The organism is Blastococcus sp. CT_GayMR20 (genome assembly GCF_004570345.1).
Map to the genome: position 1 here is coordinate 1 of NZ_SPQM01000120.1, position 14,997 is coordinate 14,997.

The 14,997-nt window shown below is 73.1% G+C and carries 15 protein-coding genes and 1 tRNA gene; 2 read left to right on the plus strand and 14 right to left on the minus strand.

Annotated elements, in window-relative coordinates:
* The 10 genes from E4P40_RS21110 to dacB all read right to left on the minus strand — a co-directional run.
* The coding region (locus E4P40_RS21110; protein WP_245160481.1) for a DUF3180 family protein at positions 1 to 218 on the minus strand (218 nt) is incomplete at its 3' end.
* Between the two features lie 5 nt (positions 219 to 223).
* Positions 224 to 727: a 2-amino-4-hydroxy-6-hydroxymethyldihydropteridine diphosphokinase gene (folK, locus tag E4P40_RS21115; RefSeq protein WP_135160429.1), complete on the minus strand. Its 504-nt coding sequence runs from the start codon at positions 725 to 727 to the stop codon at positions 224 to 226.
* On the minus strand, positions 724 to 1,104 hold the full coding sequence (gene folB, locus E4P40_RS21120) for a dihydroneopterin aldolase (RefSeq protein ID WP_135160430.1): 381 nt from the start codon (positions 1,102 to 1,104) through the stop codon (positions 724 to 726). Before folB ends, folK begins: the two co-directional genes overlap by 4 nt.
* Complete coding sequence (gene folP, locus E4P40_RS21125) at positions 1,097 to 1,936, minus strand: dihydropteroate synthase (RefSeq protein WP_135160431.1); 840 nt, start codon at positions 1,934 to 1,936, stop codon at positions 1,097 to 1,099. The genes folB and folP overlap by 8 nt, the downstream gene beginning before the upstream one ends.
* Positions 1,933 to 2,523: a GTP cyclohydrolase I FolE gene (gene folE / locus E4P40_RS21130; protein ID WP_135160432.1), complete on the minus strand. Its 591-nt coding sequence runs from the start codon at positions 2,521 to 2,523 to the stop codon at positions 1,933 to 1,935. The genes folP and folE overlap by 4 nt, the downstream gene beginning before the upstream one ends.
* Positions 2,520 to 4,514, minus strand: coding sequence for an ATP-dependent zinc metalloprotease FtsH (ftsH, locus tag E4P40_RS21135; RefSeq protein WP_135160433.1), 1,995 nt, complete (start codon positions 4,512 to 4,514; stop codon positions 2,520 to 2,522). Before ftsH ends, folE begins: the two co-directional genes overlap by 4 nt.
* Positions 4,515 to 4,711: 197 nt before the next feature.
* Positions 4,712 to 5,296 carry a hypoxanthine phosphoribosyltransferase gene (gene hpt / locus E4P40_RS21140; protein ID WP_348519653.1) on the minus strand — a complete coding sequence of 195 codons (585 nt, stop codon included), beginning with the start codon at positions 5,294 to 5,296 and terminating at the stop codon, positions 4,712 to 4,714.
* Positions 5,293 to 6,306, minus strand: coding sequence for a tRNA lysidine(34) synthetase TilS (gene tilS, locus E4P40_RS21145; RefSeq protein ID WP_135160434.1), 1,014 nt, complete (start codon positions 6,304 to 6,306; stop codon positions 5,293 to 5,295). Before tilS ends, hpt begins: the two co-directional genes overlap by 4 nt.
* Position 6,307: 1 nt before the next feature.
* Positions 6,308 to 7,390, minus strand: a complete 1,083-nt coding sequence (locus tag E4P40_RS21150; protein ID WP_209305449.1) for a zinc-dependent metalloprotease — start codon at positions 7,388 to 7,390, stop codon at positions 6,308 to 6,310.
* A 69-nt stretch (positions 7,391 to 7,459) separates the two neighbouring features.
* Complete coding sequence (dacB, locus tag E4P40_RS21155) at positions 7,460 to 8,881, minus strand: D-alanyl-D-alanine carboxypeptidase/D-alanyl-D-alanine-endopeptidase (RefSeq protein WP_135160435.1); 1,422 nt, start codon at positions 8,879 to 8,881, stop codon at positions 7,460 to 7,462.
* Positions 8,882 to 8,937: 56 nt separating this feature from the next.
* Between dacB and E4P40_RS21160 the strand changes: the two genes are divergently transcribed.
* Positions 8,938 to 9,432, plus strand: a complete 495-nt coding sequence (locus E4P40_RS21160; RefSeq protein ID WP_135160436.1) for an inorganic diphosphatase — start codon at positions 8,938 to 8,940, stop codon at positions 9,430 to 9,432.
* A 72-nt stretch (positions 9,433 to 9,504) separates the two neighbouring features.
* Here the strand turns inward: E4P40_RS21160 and E4P40_RS21165 are convergent, their stop codons facing one another.
* Complete coding sequence (locus tag E4P40_RS21165; protein WP_135160437.1) at positions 9,505 to 11,142, minus strand: ABC transporter substrate-binding protein; 1,638 nt, start codon at positions 11,140 to 11,142, stop codon at positions 9,505 to 9,507.
* Between the two features lie 202 nt (positions 11,143 to 11,344).
* On the opposite strand from E4P40_RS21165, the gene E4P40_RS21170 reads away from it, so the two are divergent.
* Positions 11,345 to 11,710 carry a hypothetical protein gene (locus E4P40_RS21170; protein ID WP_135160438.1) on the plus strand — a complete coding sequence of 122 codons (366 nt, stop codon included), beginning with the start codon at positions 11,345 to 11,347 and terminating at the stop codon, positions 11,708 to 11,710.
* Between the two features lie 13 nt (positions 11,711 to 11,723).
* Here the strand turns inward: E4P40_RS21170 and E4P40_RS21175 are convergent.
* The 3 genes from E4P40_RS21175 to tmk form a co-directional block, all read right to left on the minus strand.
* A tRNA-Thr gene (locus tag E4P40_RS21175) sits at positions 11,724 to 11,796 on the minus strand.
* 71 nt (positions 11,797 to 11,867) lie between these two features.
* Positions 11,868 to 13,046, minus strand: coding sequence for a DNA polymerase III subunit delta' (locus E4P40_RS21180; RefSeq protein ID WP_135160439.1), 1,179 nt, complete (start codon positions 13,044 to 13,046; stop codon positions 11,868 to 11,870).
* Positions 13,043 to 14,997, minus strand: a 1,955-nt coding sequence (gene tmk / locus E4P40_RS21185) for a dTMP kinase (protein WP_135160440.1), incomplete at its 5' end; no start/stop codon positions are given. The genes E4P40_RS21180 and tmk, both read right to left, overlap by 4 nt.

Below are 14,997 nucleotides of genomic sequence, written 5' to 3' on the forward strand. Positions count from 1 at the left end.
GCAGGGCCGGGACGGCTCGCGGCCGCCCGGGCACTGCGCAGCGCGGCCAGGCGGGCCCGGAGGGTGCGGGCGCCGAGGGCCTCGGCGACGGCGAGCACCGCCAGGGGCGTCGGCAGCCACCAGTCGAGCGCCGGCAGGTCGCCGTACCAGGCCCGCACCATCAGCCACGCGGCGACGGCGAGGCCCACGGCGAGGACGACGAGATCGCCCCGTCTCACCGGCTTCAATGCAGGTGGTCCCAGCGGTTGACCGCCAGCAGGTCGTCGGCGGGCAGCGCGGCGAGCAGGTCGGCCACCCGGCCCCTCCCCGGCAGGACCGCGCCGGGCTCCAGCGTCGCCCACGGGAGCAGGACGAACGCCCGCTCGTGCGCCCGCGGGTGCGGCAGCGTGAGCTCGGGGTCGTCGGACACCACCGGCGTGCCGTCGTCCCCGGTGACCGTGACCACGTCGACGTCCAGGGTGCGGGGCCCCCAGCGCACGTCACGGGTGCGACCGGCGGCCTGCTCGAGCTCGTGCGCCCGGTCGAGCCACCCGCGGGCGTCCCTCGGGCCGCGGACCACCACGACGGCGTTCAGGTACGGCGGCTGCTCGACCGGTCCCCACGGCGGGGTCTCGTAGAGCGTGGACCGGGCCACCAGGCCGTCGTCCTTCAGCGCGCTGATGGCCGTGCGGATCGCGCCGGCGCGGTCGCCGAGGTTGGCGCCCAGCGACAGCACCGCCCGGCTCACGCCCGCTCCCGGCGGATGCTGACGCTCACGTCGTCGAACGGGACGCCGAGCTCGGCCTGCGGCTTGTGCACGGTGATCTCCACGGCGTCGACCAGGGGGTAGGCGAGGCAGACGTCGGCCAGCCGCTGGGCGAGGGTCTCCAGCAGGTTCACCGGCTCGCTGGCCAGCACGCTGTAGAGCCCCTTCGCGAGCTCCGCGTAGTTGACCGTCTTCCGGAGGTCGTCGCCGGCGGCCGCCGCGACGGTGTCGAGCTCGAGGACGGCGTCGCAGCGGAACACCTGACCGCGCTCGCGCTCGAACGCGTAGACCCCGTGGTGTCCGTGGGCACGGATCCCGCGGAGCGCGATGCGGTCCGGCGTCCGGTGCTGGTCAGCCACGGACGGCCCGCACGGCTTCGACGGTGCGGACGGCGTCGACCGAGGCCGCCGCGTCGTGCACGCGGACCCCCCAGACGCCGGCCTGTGCGGCCACCACGGTGGTGGCCAGCGTCGCGTCGTCCCGCTGCTCGGCGGGGCGGGCCGTGCCGTCCGGCGCGGCGAGGAGCGTGCCGAGGAACGTCTTGCGCGAGGCGCCGACGAGCACCGGCAGCCCGAGGGCGACGAGCCGGTCGAGGTGGGCGAGCAGCGCCCAGTTGTGCTCGCCGCGCTTGGCGAAGCCCAGTCCGGGATCGAGCACGAGCTGCTCGGGGGCGACACCTGCGGCGACGACGTCCTCGACCCTGGCGGTGAGCTCGGCGCACACCTCCGTCACCACGTCGCCGTAGCGCGCGGCCGCGTACATCTCGCGGCTGTGCCCCCGCCAGTGCATGAGGACCCAGGGGACGCCGGCCTCGGCCACGAGATCGGCCATGTTCTTGTCGGCCAGCCCGCCGCTGACGTCGTTGACCAGCGTCGCCCCGGCGACGATCGCGGCCTCGGCCACCTCGGCGCGGGTCGTGTCGACGCTGGTGCGCACCCCCGCGGCGGACAGCTCACGGATCACCGGGATGACCCGCCGGCACTCCTCGTCGATGTCGACCCGGTCGGCCCCGGGGCGGGTGGACTCCCCACCCACGTCGACGTAGTCCGCGCCCGCGGCGTGCATCGCCAGGCCGTGCTCGATGGCGGCCGCCGCATCGGCGAAGCAGCCCCCGTCGGAGAAGGAGTCCGGCGTGACGTTGAGGACGCCCATGACCACGCACCGGCCGGGGCGCGGGAGCGGGGTGCTCATCGCCGGTGGATGAGGCTCATCGCCTCGCTGCGGGTCGGCGCGTTGTCCCGGAAGATGCCGCGCACCGCCGAGGTCACGGTGGTCGCGCCCGGCTTACGGATGCCCCGCATGGCCATGCAGAGGTGCTCGGCCTCGATGACGACGAGGACGCCGCGCGGCTTGAGGACGTCGTTGAGCGCGTCGGCGATCTGACCGGTCATCCGCTCCTGCACCTGCGGGCGCCGCGCGTAGACCTCGACCAGGCGGGCGAGCTTCGACAACCCGGTCACCCGGCCGTCCTCACCCGGGATGTAGCCGATGTGCGCGACCCCGTGGAACGGCACCAGGTGGTGCTCGCAGGTCGAGTACATCGGGATGTCCTTGACCAGCACCAGCTCGTCGTGGTCCTCGTCGAACCTCGTGGCGAGGACCTCGTACGGGTCCTGCCCGAGGCCGGCGAAGGTCTCGGCGTACGCGCGGGCCACCCGGGCCGGGGTGTTCTGCAGCCCGGGGCGGTCGGGGTCCTCCCCCACCGCGATGAGCAGCTCGCGGACGGCCGCGGCCGCCCGGTCCTGGTCGACCCGACCGGCCCCGTCAGCGTCGTTCATCGCTGCGCGGGCGCCCCGACATCGCCCACCGGGGTGCTGCTCCCGGTCGTGTGCCCGTTGACCGACCCGTTCGAGGCGGCCTTCTCGGCCGGGGTCTGCACGGGGGGCTGGTCGGACGGCGTCCGCTTGCCGAACCCGTTGTAGGGCGCGAGCGACGGCCGCTTGGTGACCGGGGCGCAGATGCGCGCCATGTCCTCCTTGGAGAGGGTCTCCTTCTCCATCAGCTCGAGCACGAGCTGGTCGAGGACGTGCCGGTACTCGACCAGGATCTCCCACGCCTCGTCGTGCGCCGCCTCGATCAGCGCCCGGATCTCGGCGTCGATGTCGGCGGCCACGGCCTCGGAGTAGTCCGGCCGGGAGCCCATGTCGCGGCCGAGGAACGGCTCGGCGGCGTCGCTGCCGTACTTGACGGCGCCGAGCTTCGCGCTCATCCCGTACTGGGTGACCATCGCCCGGGCCATCGTCGTGGCCTTCTCGATGTCGTTGCCGGCGCCGGTGGTCGGCTCGTGGAAGACGAGTTCCTCGGCCGCCCGCCCGCCGAGGGCGTAGGCGAGGGTGTCGATCATCTCCGAGCGGGTCTGCGTGTACTTGTCCTCGGTCGGCAGCACGAGCGTGTGCCCGAGCGAGCGGCCGCGCGGCAGGATCGTCACCTTGTGCACCGGGTCGAGGTTCGGCAGCGCGTGCGCCACGAGAGCGTGCCCGCCCTCGTGGTAGGCGGTGACCTTCTTCTCCTTCTCGCTCATCGCCCGCGTCTTGCGCTCGGGACCGGCGATGACGCGGTCGATCGCCTCCTCGAGGGTGGCGTCGTTGATGAGCGACCCGTTGTTGCGGGCGGTCAGCAGGGCGGCCTCGTTGAGCACGTTCGCCAGGTCGGCGCCGGTGAAGCCGGGGGTGCGGCGGGCGACCGTCTCCAGGTCGACGTCCGGCGCGAGCGGCTTGCCCTTGGCGTGCACCGAGAGGATCGCCTTGCGGCCGAGGAGGTCGGGGCGGTCGACGGCGATCTGCCGGTCGAAGCGGCCCGGGCGCAGCAGTGCGGGGTCGAGGATGTCCGGCCGGTTCGTCGCGGCGATCATGATCACGCCGCCCTTGACGTCGAAGCCGTCCATCTCGACGAGCATCTGGTTCAGCGTCTGCTCGCGCTCGTCGTGCCCGCCACCCATGCCGGCGCCGCGGTGCCGGCCGACGGCGTCGATCTCGTCGACGAAGATGATCGCCGGCGCGTTGGTCTTGGCCTGCTCGAACAGGTCGCGGACGCGGCTGGCGCCGACGCCGACGAACATCTCGACGAAGTCCGAACCCGAGATCGAGAAGAACGGGACGCCGGCCTCGCCGGCCACGGCACGGGCCAGCAGCGTCTTGCCGGTGCCGGGCGGGCCGAACAGCAGCACGCCCTTGGGGATCTTCGCGCCCACGGCCTGGAACTTCACCGGGTTCTGCAGGAAGTCCTTGATCTCGTGCAGCTCCTCGACGGCCTCGTCGGCGCCCGCGACGTCGGCGAACGTCGTCTTCGGGGTGTCCTTGGTGACCTGCTTGGCCTTGGACTTCCCGAAGGCCATGACCCCGCGGCCACCGCCCTGCATGGAGTTGAACAGCCAGAAGAGCAGCAGGAGGAGGATCAGGAACGGCAGGAAGCTCACCAGGAGGCTGACCAGCAGGCTGTCCTGGGTGACGTTGGTGTCGAAGTCGACCGCGGAGGCGTCGCCGGCGCCGGTCACGAGGTCGAAGACGTCCTCGGAGGCGCCGAGCGGGTAGGACGCGGTGATCTGGTCGCTGCCGTCGACCTCGTTCCGGAGGTCGAGGTCGAGCGTCTGCTCCTTGTCGTTGATCGTCGCCGACGCGACGTTGCCCTCGCGGAACTGCTCCAGGGCGACGGAGGTCGAGACCTCCGTGAAGCCGCCGCTGCCGCGGAAGAAGGAGGAGAACGTGAGGGCTACGAGGACGACGAGGACGACCCAGAACCACACGGAGCGGAAGATCTTCTTACGTTCCATACACCGATGCCGGGCGCCGGGGGGCCGGCCTGCCCGTCGACCCTCCTGAGCGTCCGGGGACGCCGCCTGCGATCCGGGCGTGGACCCCGGCGCCGGGAGCAGCGTCGTCGCGATCGACGGTACACCGGGGAGCCTGTGGACTCCCTGGACACGAGCGCTGCGTTACCCGATGGGGTTCCCGCTGCTGAGAAGGCGCGTCAGGCGTAGACCTCGGGCTTGAGCGTCGCGATGTAGGGCAGGTCGCGGTACCGCTCGGCGTAGTCGAGCCCGTAGCCGATGACGAACTCGTTGGGGATGTCGAAGCCGACGTACTTCACCGGCACCTCGACCTTGACCGCGTCGGGCTTGCGCAGCAGGGCGCACACCTCGAGCGAGGCCGGCGACCGGCCGCCCAGGTTCTTCAGCAGCCAGGACAGCGTCAGGCCGGAGTCGATGATGTCCTCGAGCACGAGGACGTGCTTGCCGGTGATGTCGCGGTCGAGGTCCTTGAGGATCCGCACGACGCCGGAGGAGCTGGTCGCCGACCCGTAGGACGAGACGGCCATGAACTCCATCTGCGTCGGCAGCTGGAGCGCCCGCGCGAAGTCGCTCATGAACAGGACGGCGCCCTTGAGGACCCCGACGAGGAGCACCTCCTTGCCGGCGTAGTCGGTGGCGATCTGCGCCGCCAGCTCGCCGATCTTCCCCTGGATCTGCTCCTCGCTCAGCAGGACGTGGGAGATGTCCGGGCCGTAACCGTGATCGGGTCCCAACGCTCCGGAACTGGTCGCAGGCTCGCTCACGCTGGGGGCTCCTCGGGGTCTGGCGGCGCATCGTGGTGCTGGCTCCCCCGATCGCCCGGGGCAAGCACGACCAGCCTGCCAGACGTCCGGACGACGCCTGCGCCGCCCGGCAGGTCCACCCGGCCCTGCCCGCGCCAGCGGGTCAGGAGCGCGTCGACGGCGGCCAGGTGCACCGCCTGCAGGTCCGTCACGGCCCGGTCGATCAGCCAGAGGCGCAGCACCCGGCGGCGCAGCGCTGCCGGGAGTTCCGCGACGCCGTCCACCCGCAGGTCGACGTCCCGCGGCCGGGCGGCGGCGAGGTCGTCGAGGGCGTCGAGGTCCTCGCGCAGCTGGGCGGCCGTGCGCGCGAGGGCGGGGGCGACGCCGCCGCCGAGGACCTCCTCGAGCAGCGGCAGGACCTCGGCCCGCAGCCGTGCGCGGGTGAACGCAGGGTCGGCGTTCCACGGGTCGTCCCAGACGGGCAGGCCCTGGTCGGCGCACGCTTCCCGCGCGGCGTCCCGGCGGACGGCGAGCAGCGGGCGCCACCACGTCACCCCGTCGGCCGTCCGCTCCTCGACCATCCCGGCCACCGACCGCGGGCCCGAACCCCGGCCGAGGCCCAGCAGCACGGTCTCGGCCTGGTCGTCGAGGGTGTGGCCCAGCGCGACCCTGGCCCCGTGCGCGTGCGCCGCCCCGGACAGCACGGCGTAACGGGCCGTCCGCGCTGCGGCCTCCGGACCACCGCCGGCGCCGACGTCCGCGCGGCAGACGAGGACCGGGTCGAGCCCGAGGCCCCTCAGCAGCTCCGTCGTCCGGTCGGCCCGCTCCGCGGAACCGGGCTGGAGCCCGTGGTCCACGGTGACGCCGCCGACGCGGACACCAGCCGAGCGGCCCTCGAAGGCCAGGGCAGCGGCCAGGGCGACGGAGTCCGCTCCCCCGCTGCAGGCGACGAGCACCGGCTGCGGCGAGCTCCGCAGCCCGGGACGGACGGCGGACCGCACCTCGGCGACCGCGCGCGGCGGACCGGGCAACTCAGGCGGGGATGGCCGGGCGGCCGAGCACGCGCTCCACCCACTGCGCCGGCGCGGTGAGCTCCTCGATGCGCGGCAGGTTCTGCGGTCCGTCCCAGACGCGGTTGAACCCCTCCATGCCCACGAGGTCGATGACCCCGCCGACGAAGACCCGCCCTTCGGCGTACTGCTTCATCTTCTGCTCGAGGCCGAGCAAGCGGCGCAGCACGCGGTCGAGCGGACCGCGGCCCTTGCGGCGCTGCGCGAACCTCTTGCGCAGGGTGCGCACCGACGGGACGACGTCCTCACCCACCCCGTCCATCACGTACTCGGCGTGCCCCTCGACCAGGCTCATGACCGCGGTGACGCGGTCGAGGACGGCTCGCTGCGCCGGGTCGCGGACCAGCGCCATCAGACCCTCGGACTCCTGGTCACCGCCGCGGACGGCGTCGACGAGGCTGCGCAGCACGTCCTGCAGGCGCTCGCGCAGGACGTCGGCGTCGAGGTCCGTGGCGTCGACGAACTGGGCGATCTCCGACTCGAGGTGTGCCTTCAGCCACGGCACCGCCGTGAACTGCAGCTGGTGGGTGACCTCGTGCAGGCAGACCCACAGCCGGAAGTCCGACGGGTCGACGCCGAGCTTCCGCTCGGTGGCGACGATGTTCGGTGCGACCAGCAGCAGCCGGCCGCCGGTGCCGAAGATCTCGTACTGGCCCAGGACCCGCGAGGACAGGAAGGCGAGCAGGCCCCCGGCCTGGACCCCGGTCGCCCGGGAGCCGATCGCGGTGGCGAGCGGGCCGGGCCGGGTGTCCTGCTTCTCGGTGAGCGCCTCGACCAGGGGGTTCAGGAGCGCCGCCATGCCGCTGGTGTTGGCGTCCACCCACCCCGGCCGGTCGACGACGGCGACCTCCGGCACGGGTCCACCCGGCGCGGGCCGCAGTCCGGTGAGGCCTTCGACGTGGGCGACGGCCACGGCGGCCTTCTCGTGCAGTTCCCGGACGACGGCGGCGGCCTCGTCGCGCGTGGTCTCGGGACCGGCGCTCATCAACCGCCGGGCCGTCCGTCCGGCGAGATTCCAGTCGACCAACGAAGAGGCGCTGCTCATCGCCTCACGGTACGGCCCTTCTGCAGGGGCCCGCCGCGAGCCCGCGAGTGGCAGGGGGCAGAAGGGTCTTCATCTGCAGCCGCAACCTGCCAGCGCGGCGGCGACGTCGTCGAGCGCGGACTCGGCCGCCTCCTCACCGGCGGACGCGTCGGCGACGACGGCGAAGGCGAGCAGCCGGCCGTCGAGCGTGACGACGGTGCCCGCGAGGGCGTGCACGCCGAGCAGGGTGCCGGTCTTCGCGCGCACCGTGCCCGGAGCGGTCTCGGCGTCCCCACGGTCGAACAGCGTGCCGTCGTAACCCGCGACCGGCAGGCCGGAGAGCAGCGCGGAGGCGCCGGCCAGGCTGCCGTCGGCAGCGCCCGCCACGACGTCGGTCAGGACCCCGGCGGGCACTCGGTCCTCCCGGGAGAGGCCGCTGCCGTCGGCCAGGGAGACGCCGGTGACGTCGATCCCGGCCTCGGCGAGGGCCTCGGTCACCGCCTGCGCGGCGCCCTCGAACGACGCCGGCACGTTCCTGGCGATCGCCACCTGCCGGGCGAGGGCCTCGGCGAGCATGTTGTCCGACATCGAGAGCGCCTGCTCGACCAGCCGGGCGATGGGCGCCGAGTGCACGGTGGCCAGCGTCTCGGCACCCGCCGTGGCCTGCCCGAGGACGACGGTGGCACCGGGTGCGCCGAGGGCGTCGGCGAGCGCGGCCCCGGCATCCAGACCCGGCTGACCGCTGCGGGCCACCGACCCGGGACTGACGCGCGCCCCGTCGACGGCGGTCGCGGTCACCGGCGCCGCATAGCTGGAGGGTGCGTCGGCCGGGCCCCAGCCGCTCGCGGTCAGCGGGCCGCTGAAGAGCGAGCTGTCGACCACCACGCGGGTGACCGGCGTCCCCGCGGGCATGGCCGCGACGACCTGGGTGGCGAGGTCGGCGACGGTGGGCGCACCGGGATAGGTCTCGGACGGGGCGGTGCGCGACAGGGTGAGGTCACCGCCGCCGACGAGGACGACCTCGCCGGGGCTGGCGCCGGCCACGACCGTGGTCTCCAGCGTGTCCGCGGGGTCGAGCGTGACGAGGGCCGCGGCGGCGGTGAGCAGCTTGGCGGTGGACGCCGGGGTGGCGGGGTCGGCCGCGTCGAGGTCGAGGAGCACGTCCCCGCTGGCGACGTCCACGATCTCGGCCGAGACGCCGCTGCCGAGGCCGGGTGCGGTGAGCAGCGGGGTCACCTGGCTGCCGAGGGTGGTCGGGTCGGGCGCGGGCGCTTCGGCGGACAGCGATGCCAGCACCGGGACGGCGTCCCCCAGGTCGGGGAGTTCGGCCTCGGGAACGGCCACCGCCTCGGTGCCGCCGCCGTCCCCACCGCTGTTCAGCAGGATGCCGGCGCCGATGACCCCGCCGACGAGCAGCAGGACGAGCCCGATGATGCCCATGGCGAGACGCCGGCGGAACCGTCCGGTCTTCGCAGTGACGATCGTCGAACCGGTCGACGCGATGGTGCCCACCCCCCAAGAAGGCGACCCGCCGAATGGAACGGGTCGCCGTAGGACACACTAAGCGCGTGCAGTTCGACGTGACGGTAGAAATCCCGAAGGGCCAGCGGAACAAGTACGAGCTGGACCATGCCACCGGACGCATCCGATTGGACCGGATGCTGTTCACCTCAACCCGCTACCCGGCGGACTACGGGTACATCGAGAACACCCTCGGCATGGACGGCGACCCGCTCGACGCGCTCGTGCTCCTCGAGGAGCCGACCTTCCCCGGATGCCTCATCACGTGCCGTGCGCTGGGCATGTTCCGGATGACCGACGAGGCGGGCGGGGACGACAAGGTCCTCTGCGTGCCGGCCACCGACCCCCGGATGGCCCACCTGGTGGACATCAACGACGTGTCGGAGTTCGACCGCCTGGAGATCCAGCACTTCTTCGAGACCTACAAGGACCTGGAGCCGGGCAAGTCGGTCGAGGGCGCCGAGTGGGTCGACCGCAAGGCCGCCGAGGAGGAGATCGTCAACTCCCTCGAGCGTGCCAAGACCGAGACCCCGCACCACTAAGCGCAAGGCCGACGGCGGCACGTCCCTTCCGGGACGTGCCGCCGTCGGCGTTCCTGGGGTCGTTCGGCAGATCTACCCCGCGCGGGTCACCGCCGTGGTGTCCACCCGGCCGAAGACGTCGACGACGACGTCGGCGACCTCCGTGGAGTGGACCGACTGGGTGACGTCGAAGAACAGCGGGATGACCGGCAGGTCCTGGAGCAGGACGTCCTCCGCCTGGTTGTAGAGGGCGATGGCCTGCTCGCTGCTCGTGGCCTGGTTGCCCTGCGCGACGAGTGCGTCGAACACCGGGTTGCTGTAGAACGCCGTGTTCGAGCCCGCCGGGGGCTGGGCCTGCGTCGAGTACAGCGGCTCCAGGAAGTTCTGCGGGCTCGGGTAGTCCATGGACCAGCCCATGCGGAACGGGCCGGTCATGCCCTGCGTGAACAGCAGCGGACCGTACTCCGCCGGCGCCAGGTCACCGCGGAGGACGTACTCCACGCCGAGGTTGGTGCGCAGCTGGTTGCCGAGCGCCTGGACCCAGGCGTCGTTGCCGCTGCCGGCGTTGAACCACAGCTCGATCGGCTGGGTCCGGTCGAAGCCGGCCTCGTCCAGCAGGTCGTTCGCCCGGTCCACGTCCAGGACGCAGTACTCGCAGGCGCCGTCCCGGTGGCCGTCCACGGCCGGGGGGACGACGGAGTCCGCGGGCTCCCGCGTCCCGGCGAAGACGGCCTCGGTGATGGCCTCGCGGTCGATGGCCATCGAGAGGGCCTGGCGGACCCGCGGGTCGGCGTACCGCTCCTGGTAGAGCGGCAGGCCGAGGAAGGTGAAGCCGGAGGCCGCAGTCTCCGCGTACCGGCCCTCGAAGTCCTGCGCCGCGGTCTCGCTCGCGTCGGCGGGGACCCGCGGGACGACGTCGAGGTTGCCGGCCAGCGCGTCGGTGTACGCCGTCTCCGTGTCGGCGTAGACGCGGTACTCGACCGCGTCGACCGCCGGGGCCCGCTCGCCGGCGAAGCCGTCGGCGGCCACCAGGGTGATGCCCTCACCCGGGACGAACGCGCCGGCGGCCCGGAAGGGACCGTTGCCGACCGGCCGGGTGCCGAACGCCTCCGGGTCGTCGAAGAACGACGCGGGGAGCGGGAAGAACGGGTTGTAGCCCAGGGTCACCGGGAACTGGGCGAACGGCTGGCTCAGCGTGACGGTGAAGGTCAGGTCGTCGACGACGCGCAGCCCGCTCATCTCGGCGGCGACCGGATCGCCCGTCGGCTCGCCCTCGTCGTCCACCGGCGCCTGCAGGTCCTCGTAGCCCTCGACGGTGGCGAAGAAGTAGGAGCCGGCCTGCCCGTTCGGGCTGTAGGCGGTGTAGTTCCACGCGTCGACGAAGGACCCGGCGGTGACCGGGGACCCGTCGTGGAAGATCCAGCCGTCCTCGAGCGCGATGGTCCAGGTGGTGCTGTCCGGCGAGCTGATCGACTCCGCGACGCCGGTGTAGGCCACCTCGCCGTCGGTGCCGTACTCGACCAGCCCGGTCCACAGCGACTCGAGGATCTGGGTGCCGTACTCCTCGACGGTGTTGCCGGGGACGAGGGGAGCCGCCGGCTCGCCGATCGCGATGCTGACCGGCTCGGGGCCGTTCGCGTCCCCGGTCCCCTGCGAACCGCAGGCGGTGAGGAGGACGGCACCGGCGAGCGCGGTGGCGGTCAGGCGCGAGGAGCGCTTCGTGCGAGTCATGGGTCGTGCCTTCCCGGGCCGGCATGTGCCGCCGGCCGCGGACGTGGAGGGGCCCGGCCGCGGTCGCAGCCGTACACACCGTCATCCGTGGAGAGAGGTCGGCGGATCCGGGCCGGGACTGAACGGAGACGTCGCTCACAGCCGGGATCGGGCAGGGCCCTTACGCTGCGCCCGGACGTCGATCGCTACGGAGGGACAGGGCGTGCGCAACCACGGTCTCCCGCTCGCGGTGCTCCTGCTCGGCCCGCTCGCTCTGGCCGGATGCGGATCGCCGGAGGAGTCCCACGTGCAGCGCGTGGCCTACTGCCACTCGACCGACGACCCGGGCGACGGATTCCTGGACGTGGAGTTCCGGCAGGGTTCCACGGTGGTGGCCCAGGGGTCGGTGTCGGCCGGTACGGCTCTGACCGCTGAGGTGCCCGTCGGCGCCGTCCAGGTCTATGTCGACGGCGTGCAGGTGGGTGCGGTGGACGAGGGCGTGGACACGGTCGGGCCGTACCACTCGCCGGCGCCGGGCGAGGTCACCTTCATCAGCGGTGATGGGTGCCCGGACAGCGCGTCCCTGTGAGCTGGCGAATGCGAGCCGCCTGTCGGAATCGAACCGACGACCTTCTCATTACGAGTGAGATGCTCTACCGACTGAGCTAAGGCGGCGGACGTGCCGGCACAGCGTACGACACCGCCACGGTCGTTCCACGCAGGGTCGGGCCGTTCCCCCGGGAACGTCAGGCGGGCAATCGCAAGGCCACGGTGAGTGCCTCGAGGGCGATCCGCGGCTTGACGTTCTGCTCGATCGCCAGCCGGCAGGCGAGGATGGCGTCGATGCGGCGCAGCGCGCCCTCAGCACCGATCCGGCGGGCCAGATCCTCGGCGTCGGCCCGGCGGTCGGGGTGCATCAGCATCGGGGGGTTTCCGCCGGCGGAGTGCACCACCAGCGCGTCGCGGTAGAGGCCGGCGAGGTCGACCAGCGCGCGGTCGAAGGAGTCCCGTCCGAGCCGGGTGGCCCGCGACTTCTGTCGCCGCTCGAGCTCCTTGAGAGCGCCGGCCCCCTTCGCGGCGGCCGCCATGCCCGGGCCGCGCGCGCCGTAACCCAGGGCCGCCTTCATCGCCTCGGTCTCCGGGGCGTCGAGGCCCGCGGTCGCCTCGTCGGTCTCCTCCTGCGCCGCCTCGACCAGGTCGTCGGCGGCGTCGAGGCACGCCGCGAGGGAGACCAGGGCCAGCGGGACGTCGAGCACGGCCTTGCGGGCCAGTCGCGCGTCCTCGTCGCGGGCCAGGCGCCGCGCCCGGCCCACGTGACCGCCCGACGCCGCCGCCGACCAGGCGGCCAGTGCCGGGTCCACGTCGTCGCGGCGCACCAGCACGTCGGCGATGGCGTCGACCGGCGGTGTGCGCAGCCCGACGACCCGGCAGCGGGAGCGGATGGTGACCGGCACGTCGTCCGGGTGCAGGCTCGGGGCGCACAGCAGGAAGACCGTGCGGGCGGGCGGTTCCTCGATCATCTTGAGGATCGCGTTGGCCGCGGACTCGGTCATGCGGTCGGCGTCCTCGACCAGGACCACCTGCCATCGCCCGCCGGACGGGGCCCGCCCGGCGACCTTGATCAGGCCCCGCGCCTCCTCGGCGCCGATCGACAGCCCGTCGGGCACGACCCGGTGCACGTCGGCATGCGTGCCGGCGAGCACGGTGCGGCACTCGTGGCAGGTCCCGTCACCGCCGGCCGGGCACTGCAGCGCCGCGGCGAAGGCCCGGGCCGCCACCGAGCGCCCGGATCCGGGCGGGCCGGTGAACAGCCAGGCGTGGGTCATCGCCGCGGGATCGGCGACGGCCGCCTTCAGTTCCGCGACCACCGCCGGCTGCCCGATCACCTCCGACCAGACGCCCTCGTGCCCGACGACAGCCGTCATGGGTGCAGCTGGGGAGTCGGGCCGGTCTGCTCGTGCGGGTGGTGCGGGGCGTGCGGCTGCACGTGGCCGTTCGGCACGGTGGCGCCGTTGGTGGCCGGCCTCTGCGGACCGGTCGCGGGGAGCTGCTGCAGCGGCAGCCCCGAGAGCAGGTCGGCCACCCGCACGCGGATCGCGGCGGCGATCTGGTCGGGTGTCTGCCGGGCGTCGACCACGAGGTAGCGGTCGGGATCGGACTCCGCCAGCGCCCGGAACGTCTGCCGCACCCGCTGGTGGAACTCCAGGGACTCCGACTCGAGCCGGTCGGCCACGGCCCGGCCCCGGGCACGCGCCAGGCCCACCTCGGGCGGGAGATCCAGGAGAACGGTGAGGTCGGGCTGCAGGCCCTCCGTCGCCCAGCGGGACAGCATCCGGACGTCGTCCAGCGGGATCGTCCGGCCGGCCCCCTGGTAGGCCAGCGAGCTGTCGACGAACCGGTCGGTGATGACCACCTCGCCGGCGTCCAGGGCGGGCCGCAGGACGTCGTGGACGTGCTGCGCGCGGTCGGCGGCGTACAGCAGTGCCTCCGAGCGCGAGGCGATCCCGGTGTGCGCCCGGTCCAGCACGATCGAGCGGATGCCGGCACCGGAGGGCGTCGCGCCGGGCTCGAAGGTGGCGCGGGCGACCAGCCCCTCGTTGGTCAGCCACTCCTGCAGGCGGCGCACCTGCGTGGACTTGCCGGCACCCTCCCCGCCCTCGAACGCGATGAGGACTCCGCCGCCGGCGAGACGGCGGCGGGCGGTGGTGTCCCGGCGCAGCGCCGTGTAGACGTCGGCGAGCAGCGGAACGGGCCGGCCGTCGTCCATCTGCCGGTAGGCCAGGAGACCGACGCCCAGGGCCAGCAGCCCGGCCACGAACAGCATGATCCGCTCGCCGGTGACCGGGACCGTGACGACGCCGAGGTCGACCTCGTGCCTGCCGATCAGCCCCACTCCGAAGGGCACGACGGCCAGCGACAGGATCAGCGCCGCACGCACCAGCGACTGGACGATCGCGAAGGTGCGGCCGCGGAACTCGTCCTCCACCTCCGTGCCCAGCAGCGTGAAGCCGGCGAGGTAGGCGATGCCGGCGAAGAAGCCCATGAGGACCACGAGCAGGAGGGCGATCCAGAGCGTGAAGGTCCAGGACATGAGCAGGACCATGACGCCGGCGCCGACGAGGGCGATGCCGAAGATCCGCTCCCGGGCGAGGTCGTGGGCGATGCTCGGACCCAGCGCGATGCCGAGCCCGAGACCGACGAAGACCGCGCCGAAGAGGAGCCCGTAGGCCGCCTCCCCGCCGCCGAGCGCGTTCGCGAAGGCCTGCCCGGTCGCGATGATCACGCCGGCCGCGGCCATGGCGCCGGTGATGCCGACGATGAGGCCCCGGACCATCGGCGTGTGCCCGGCGAAGGAGAAGCCGTGCTTGAGCGAGCCGAGGAAGGTCTCCTGCGTGGCCACCGGCCCGGCCGCCCGCCGTCCGCTGATCGACGGCAGGTTCCAGATGACGACCGCCGCGACGAGGAAGGTCAGCGCGTTGAGGAACAGCGCCAGGTCGACCTCGTCGATGCCGGGCACCAGGTCAGAGAGCGCTCCGCCCAGGCTGGTGAGCACCGCGAACACGATCGCGGCGAGGACCGGGGTCAGCCCGTAGGTGGTGACGAGGGACAGCTGGTTGGCCGGCTCCAGCTGGTCCTTGCGCAGCATGTTCGGGACGGCGGCGTCCTTGGCCGGGATCCAGAACAGGCTGAACGCCTCGATGAGGAACTGCGCCACGAACAGCCAGACGAGGTTGTCGACGATCGGGATCGAGGCGAAGAGCGAGAAGCGGATGACGTCGGTGATGACCATCGTCTTGCGCCGGTCGAACCGGTCGGCGATGGCGCCGGCGAGCGGGCCCAGGACGATCGCCGGGAGCAGCCGGAACAGCAGCACGC